Annotated in this window: 1 protein-coding gene; it reads left to right on the plus strand. The window is 24.7% G+C overall.

The window, feature by feature from the left end:
* Positions 1-57 precede the first annotated feature (57 nt).
* On the plus strand, positions 58-1,253 hold a 1,196-nt coding region (locus tag NSA58_RS20370), incomplete at its 3' end, for an FtsX-like permease family protein (protein ID WP_257560949.1).

Here is a 1,253-nt window from a genome sequence, read left to right on the forward strand (position 1 = left end):
AATGTCATATAATTAAGTTAGATAATATCAAATTAATTAAAAATGGTAGGGGGGACTATGAATAAGAAAAATTTGTTTAATGTACTGATTTTTTGTGCAATTTTTTTATGGGTAATTCCATCCATGATATTTTATGAAGTGGATAAAAAAATAATAGTACTTTATTTTGGATTTCACTTAATAATATCTTTTTTATATCTAATACATTTTCTTAATGTTATTAAAAATAAAAGAAATATGAACTATGAAGTAGTATTAATATATTTATCTATGGTCGGGAGTGTAGTTGTTCATATGGCTACATACGCAGCTTTATTTATCTTAGGCCAGGAAAATAATATAAAACTAATACCTATGGTATTAGCACTTAGAGTAATTATTATTATAGTTATATTTATTTCTCGGCAATTAAGCTATGAAGATGCTGAGATAGATAAAAGGATTAAAGAAGAGAGGAAGTTAAATAAAGGAATAAAAAAAGAGAAAAAAGAGAAAAAGAGCAGTAAGTGGATTCATAAAATTTTATTAAAAGATTTTAAATCTAATATAAAAAACTATATAGTATTCATAATAAGTGCAGTGTTGACAGTGACATATATTTATGGATTTTTAGGAAACCTTTTTATTGTACATAAGATGCAACAAACTAGCGCTGCGTATATTACCGAAGGAATTACATCAGTTGTATTAAATGCATTATTTACTATTGCAATAGTGACCATATTGATTCAATTTTATGCGCTTAAAAACTATGTGCAAAATAGAATGCATGATTTAAAAACATTATTGTTACTAGGGGTTAAAGAAAAAGAAATATACAAGTGTATGAGATTTTTACTAATAATAAGCTTGTTACTTTCTTATATAATAGGCGTTATTTTAGGGAATGGAATGATTTTTATATTTAGAAAAGTGTATGGTTTCTACCTACAAAGTCTTAGTATACCTAAAGTTGATTTAGTAACTGTAACAGTAATATCATTTATAGGATGTGTATTACTTTTAGGCTTTATTATGTCTATAGTTCAAGACTTAGCAATCGAAAGTAGTATTCTAAATGTTTCATCTTCAGATATGGAAGAAAAATTGCCCAATTATAAAAAAATATTACTTATATTACCGATATTTCTTATTATATTATTTAAACTATACTCAGATTCTCATTGGGCTGAATCAAAATATATAATTTATACTTGGATAATAATATTTGTAGTGTTTATATATTTTGTTGCAGGTTATATACTCAATAAAAT

It is taken from the genome of Terrisporobacter muris, from assembly GCF_024621905.1.
In the GTDB taxonomy this organism is placed as follows: Bacteria; Bacillota; Clostridia; order Peptostreptococcales; family Peptostreptococcaceae; genus Terrisporobacter; species Terrisporobacter muris.